General features: G+C 71.2%; 4 protein-coding genes and 1 pseudogene. 4 read left to right on the top strand and 1 reads right to left on the bottom strand.

Annotation, left to right across the window (positions count from 1 at the left end):
- Positions 1-745: pseudogene (locus BUE45_RS30890) on the bottom strand (nucleotide disphospho-sugar-binding domain-containing protein); the annotation flags it as partial.
- 458 nt (positions 746-1,203) lie between these two features.
- Between BUE45_RS30890 and BUE45_RS30895 the strand changes: the two are divergent.
- The 4 genes from BUE45_RS30895 to BUE45_RS30910 all read left to right on the top strand — a co-directional run.
- On the top strand, positions 1,204-1,710 hold the full coding sequence (locus tag BUE45_RS30895; RefSeq protein ID WP_073384459.1) for an LmbU family transcriptional regulator: 507 nt from the start codon (positions 1,204-1,206) through the stop codon (positions 1,708-1,710).
- A 95-nt stretch (positions 1,711-1,805) separates the two neighbouring features.
- Positions 1,806-2,918: a DegT/DnrJ/EryC1/StrS family aminotransferase gene (locus BUE45_RS30900; RefSeq protein WP_073384460.1), complete on the top strand. Its 1,113-nt coding sequence runs from the start codon at positions 1,806-1,808 to the stop codon at positions 2,916-2,918.
- Positions 2,915-4,270, top strand: coding sequence for an NDP-hexose 2,3-dehydratase family protein (locus tag BUE45_RS30905; RefSeq protein WP_073384461.1), 1,356 nt, complete (start codon positions 2,915-2,917; stop codon positions 4,268-4,270). The genes BUE45_RS30900 and BUE45_RS30905 overlap by 4 nt, the downstream gene beginning before the upstream one ends.
- 46 nt (positions 4,271-4,316) lie before the next feature.
- Positions 4,317-5,616, top strand: a 1,300-nt coding sequence (locus BUE45_RS30910; RefSeq protein WP_143173559.1) for a nucleotide disphospho-sugar-binding domain-containing protein, incomplete at its 3' end; no start/stop codon positions are given.

A 5,616-nucleotide genomic window follows, 5' to 3' on the forward strand; every position in this document is an offset into this window, starting at 1 on the left:
CGCACACCCGCACCCCGCCACCGGGCACCCACTCCGGCACCACCGCCGGCCCGTTGTAGGGCACGTACCGCACCGGCACCCGCTCCACCCCCGCCACCGCACCCAGCCCCAACACCTCCGGCAGCGGATCCACCGTGAAATGCCCCCGCACCATCCGCTCGGAGAACACCCCGCCCGCACGCCCCGCCCGGTCCCCCAACCACTCCGCCAACGGGTCCCGACCCCCGCCCCGCGCCGCCAGAGCGTCCACGAACCGCGACCGCATCCGCCCCAACAGGTCCATCCCCCACAACACCCGCCCGTGCACCGCGCCCACCACCTCCGCGGCCACACCCCCCGCGAACGACACCGGCTCCCACAACACCAAATCCGGACCCCACCACCGGCAAAAACCCACCAGCTCCGCCACCCACGGATCATTCACCACCTTCCACCACAGGGAGACGGCCGATCCGAAGCCCTCCTCCAGCCGCTCCCAGGAGTGGTGCTCGGGCCAGCGCTCCCCGACGTCGAAGAGCCCGGGCTCCTGCGCCGAGTCCAGGCGCCGCGCCCAGGCGGTGACCTGGTACAGCATGTGGTCCCGGCCCAGGGGGACGCCGGGCAGGCCGGTCGCGGCCACGGTGGGCATCAGCTCGGGCTGGGAGGCCACCACCACCTCGTGCCCCGCCGCCCGCAGCGCCCACGCCAGCGGCACCATCCCCTGGAAATGCGTCTTCTCCGCATAGGAGACGAAAAGAATGCGCACGCGAACCCGTTTCCTTTCCTCTTTGCCGAAGGTGGTTCCGAATTCCACCGCGACTGCGCCGTGTGACGGGCCGGGGACCGTATGAATACGCCTGGTCAGGCCGGTCCTCATTCAGTGATCGTCAAGTCGGCGTACAGTGCTTTTTCAGTGATCTCTGGTCTAATGATTCGACATTGAAGCCATCCCCATTCAAGCGACATCCCTTGAAAACGGAATTGTCACCCTCTGGAAGTGGTCGGCGTTCATCGTTGACGGTGCACAGATATCCCGCTGATCAATTTTCTTTTCACCTTGACGACGACTTCGATGCGATGAAGTTGAGGGAGAGTCCATTGAGCATATCCCCCGGCAGGTTTTCAAGGGCTTCGGTGAACGGAGGCCTTCCCGTATACAGCGACAGGCTCGGCCTGGACAGGTCCGCTGTAACGAGAAGGACTCATCTTTCGCTGCCCTCTGGCATGGCACTGGACTCCTGGCAGCGCATAGGCCAGCAGATCTTCGTCATCGCCGACGCCTCGGCCTGGTGGCTCGGAGACTGGCTGATCTACGGCCAGGAACACTATCCGGACCGTTACAAGATCGCCATCGCCCAGACGTCCCTCGATTACCAGACACTGCGCAACTACGCCTGGGTGGCCCGGAAGTTCTCGGTTCTCCGGCGCCGGGAGAAGCTGAGTTTCCAGCACCACGCGGAAGTCGCGAGCCTGCCGCAGGGCGAGCAGGAGATCTGGATGACCAGGGCCGAGCAGTTCAAATGGTCTCGCAACGAGCTGCGGCGGCAGATCAGGACCGGGGCCGGGGCCCCCGACCCCGAGGCGGTCTCCACCCAGGTCAAGCTCATGCTGATATCGGAACGCCGCGACCAGTGGCAAAAAGCCGCGGAGCAGGAGAGCAAGGACCTGCTTGACTGGATCGTCAGCACGCTCGACGATGCCTCGAAGTTGGCCCTGACATCCCGGACGTGACTTCCGTGCGCAACGGCGGTCACCGCGGAATCAGGTGCGGAGACCGCTCTCCCCGGCCACACCACCCAGCAGAGCATTCGGAAAGCGAGACCACGATGACCACCTACGTCTGGGGTTACCTCAAGGAGTACGAGCAGGAACGCGAGGACATCCTCGACGCCGTGGACACGGTGTTCGGATCCGGGAACCTGGTGTGGGGCCCGCGGGTGGGCATGTTCGAGGAGGCCTTCGCCGCGTACCACGGGGTCGCGCACTGCGCGGGCGTCGACAACGGCACGAACGCGATCCTGCTCGCGCTGCTCGCCATGGGCGTCGAGCCCGGCGACGAGGTGATCACGGTGTCCAACACCGCGGCGCCCACCGTGCTGGCGATCGACCGGGTGGGGGCCGTCCCGGTGTTCGTCGACATCGATCCCGACACCTACCTGATGGACGTCGACCAGGTCGCCGCGGCCATCACCGACCGCACCCGCGTGCTGCTGCCGGTCCACCTGTACGGCCAGTGCGTGGACATGGCCCCCCTGGAGGCGCTGGCCGAGCGCCACGGCATCCAGATCCTGGAGGACTGCGCCCAGGCCCACGGCGCGCGGCACCACGGCCGCATCGCCGGCTCCATGGGCCGGGCGGGCGCCTTCTCCTTCTACCCGACCAAGGTGCTCGGGGCCTACGGCCACGGCGGCGCCACCGTCACCTCCGACCCCGAGGTCGACGCGGGCCTGCGCCGACTGCGCTACTACGGGATGGAGGAGGCCGCCTACTACGTGGTGGCGCGCAACGGCCTCAACGCCCGCCTGGACGAGGTGCACGCCGAGATCCTGCGCCGCAAGCTCACCCGCCTGGACGAGTACATCGCCGGGCGGCGGGCCGTCGCGGCGCGCTACGCCGAGATGCTCGGCGGCACGGACCTGGTGCTGCCCGTGACCGCCCCGGGCAACGACCACGTCTACTACGTGTACGTGGTGCGCCACCCCGAGCGCGACCGGATCATCCAGGGGATGAAGGAGTACGACATCTCCCTCAACATCAGCTACCCGTGGCCGGTGCACACGCAGAAGGGCTTCGCCCACTTCGGCGTCGAGAAGGGGGCGCTGCCGGTCACCGAGGACCTCGCCGGCCAGATCTTCTCGCTGCCGATGTACCCCTCCCTCACCGAGCCGGAGCAGGAGCGGATCGTCGAGGCGCTGCACAAGACGCTGGGGTCGCTGTGACCCGGGAGGCCCCCGGATCGCCCCTGACCGACGAGGAGTTCGACGCCTGGCTCGACGCCCAGCTCCGCGCGCGCGAGGTGACGGTGCGCCCCGTGCCGTTCTCCGAGGCCGCCGGCTGGGCGTTCCGCCCCGGCACCGGCGACCTGCGCCACGTGTCGGACGGGTTCTTCGGCATCGAGGGCATCTCCGTCCGCGACGCGGGCGGGGACTGGACCCAGCCGATCATCGACCAGCCCGAGATCGGGATCCTGGGCATCCTCACCGCGGACTTCGACGGGCGCCCGCACTACCTGATGCAGGCGAAGTTCGAGCCGGGGAACGTCAACGTCCTCCAGATGTCCCCGACGGTCCAGGCCACCCGCAGCAACTTCACCGGCGTGCACGGGGGGCGGCGCACGCCGTACGTCGAGTACTTCGACGGCTCCCGGCCGCGCCGGGTGCTGTGCGACGTCCTCCAGTCCGAGCAGGGCCAGTGGTTCTGGCGCAAGCGCAACCGCAACATCGTGGTGCGGGTGGACCCGGACGTCCCGGTCCGCGAGGGCTTCTGCTGGCTCTCGCGGCCCCAGGTGCTGCGGCTGCTGAAGCGGGACAACCTGGTCAACATGGACGCCCGGACGGTGCTCGCCTGCCTGCCCCCGGGCGAGCCCGCCGGCGGGGACCCCCTCAAGGAGGCGCTGGCCCGCTCCCGCACGGCGCTCGGGGAGGGGACGCCGGCCCCGGCCGCCCACGGCCTCGACGAGGTGCTGCGCTGCCTCATCGAGGCCAAGTCCCGGTGCGGGTGGGTGCCGCGGCTGGTGCCGCTGGACCGCGTCGCGGGGTGGCACCGCACCGAAACGGAGATCACCGACGACGAGGAGCGGGAGTTCCGCATCATCGCCGCCCGGGTGAGCGCCGACATCCGCGAGGTGGACACCTGGGCGCAGCCCCTGCTCGCCCCGCGCGGGCACGGGCTCGCCGTCCTGCTGGCGGGCACCGTCGGCGGGGTCCTGCACGTCCTGCTCCGGGCCCTGCCCCAGCCCGGGCTGCTCGACATCGTGGAGTTCGCCCCCACCGTCCAGGTGGTCCCCTCGGCCCGGGACTGGGAGGAGTCCGGCGACCCCTTCCTCCCGTCGGCCCTGGCGGACACCGGGGTCCTCTTCGACAGCCTCCTGTCCGAGGAGGGCGGGCGCTTCCACCACGCGCAGACCCGCTACCGCGTGGTCTCGGTGGGGGAGGCCGACCCCGCGGCGGCGCCCGAAGGGTACGTCTGGGCGACCGTCGGCCAGGTGGCGGAGATGCTCCGGCACGGCCACTACCTCAACATCGAGGCCCGCACGCTCGTCGCCTGCCTGTACGCCTGGGGGGAGCTCTGAACGCGGCGGCGCCCCCCGCGCCGCCGCACCGCCGGGGGTGGGTGTCGTGAGGGTTCTGATCGCCTCGCACGCGGAGAAGACGCATTTCCTGGGGATGGTGCCGCTGGCGTGGGCGCTGCGGGCGGCGGGGCATGAGGTGGTGGTGGCCTCGCAGCCGGCGCTGATGCCCACCGTGGCCGCGACCGGCCTGCCCGGCGTCGCCGTGGGCCGGGACCACCTGCTGCACTCCCTGCTCGCCTCCGGGCGGGGCCTGGAGCAGACCATGGGCCTGGCCGTCCCCGACGGCCCCGGCGAGGAGGTCGTGCTCCCGGGGGACACGCACCCGGACACCCTGTCCTGGGACGCCCTCGACGAGGAGGCGCGGTCCAACGTCCACCTGTGGTGGAAGGTCATCAATGCGCCGTTGGTGGATGGGTTGGTGGGGTTCTGTCGGCGGTGGCGTCCGGACCTGGTGGTGTGGGAGCCGCTGACGTTCGCGGCGCCGGTGGCCGCGGAGAGCCTGGGCGTGCCCCATGTCCGGTTCCTGTGGGGGCTGGACCTGATCGGGCGGGCCCGCCACCACCACCTGGCGCGGCGTCCGCCGGACGCGCCCCGGCCCGATCCGCTGACGGACTGGATGGGGCACATGGCCCGCCGGTCCGGGACGGTGTTCACCGAGCGGATGACCCGGGGGCACCTGACCCTGGACCCGTTCCCCGACCCGCTGGCGCTGGACCCGGTCCCGGGCGTGGACCGGCTGCCGGTGCGCTACATCCCCTACAACGGGCGGGCCGTCTCGCCGGGGTGGCTGGCCGGGGCCCGCTCGGGGCGTGCGCGGGTGTGCCTGACCCTGGGCGCGACCGCGGTGGACCGGCTGCACACCGGGACCGGTCTGGACGTGAACGGGCTGGTGCGGGCGCTGGCCGCGACGGGGGCCGAGGTGGTGCTGGCGTTGACCCCGGACCAGCTGGACGCGTTGCGGGACCCGCCCGAGGGGGTGGTCGCGGCGGGTCCCACCCCGTTGCACACCCTGCTGCCGACCTGTGACGCGGTGGTCCACCACGGGGGTGTGGGGACGCTGTGCACCGCGATGGTGCACGGGGTGCCGCAGCTGGTGCTGCCGCAGGTGATCGCTCCGATGTACATCTACGACGAGCCGGTGCTGGCGGAGCGGCTGGACCGGCAGGGGGCGGGGCTGACGGTGCGGTCGGCGGTGCTGGAGGGCGGGGAGCTGACGGGGATGCTGGCCCGGCTGCTGGAGGGCCGGGAGCACCGGGAGGCGGCCCGGGACCTGGCGGCGCAGGCCCTCGCGATGCCCGGGCCGGGCCGGACCGCCCACACCCTGCACCACCTCACACACACGGGGG

Origin of the sequence: Nocardiopsis flavescens, from assembly GCF_900141985.1 — a bacterium.
GTDB lineage: Bacteria > Actinomycetota > Actinomycetes > Streptosporangiales > Streptosporangiaceae > Nocardiopsis > Nocardiopsis flavescens.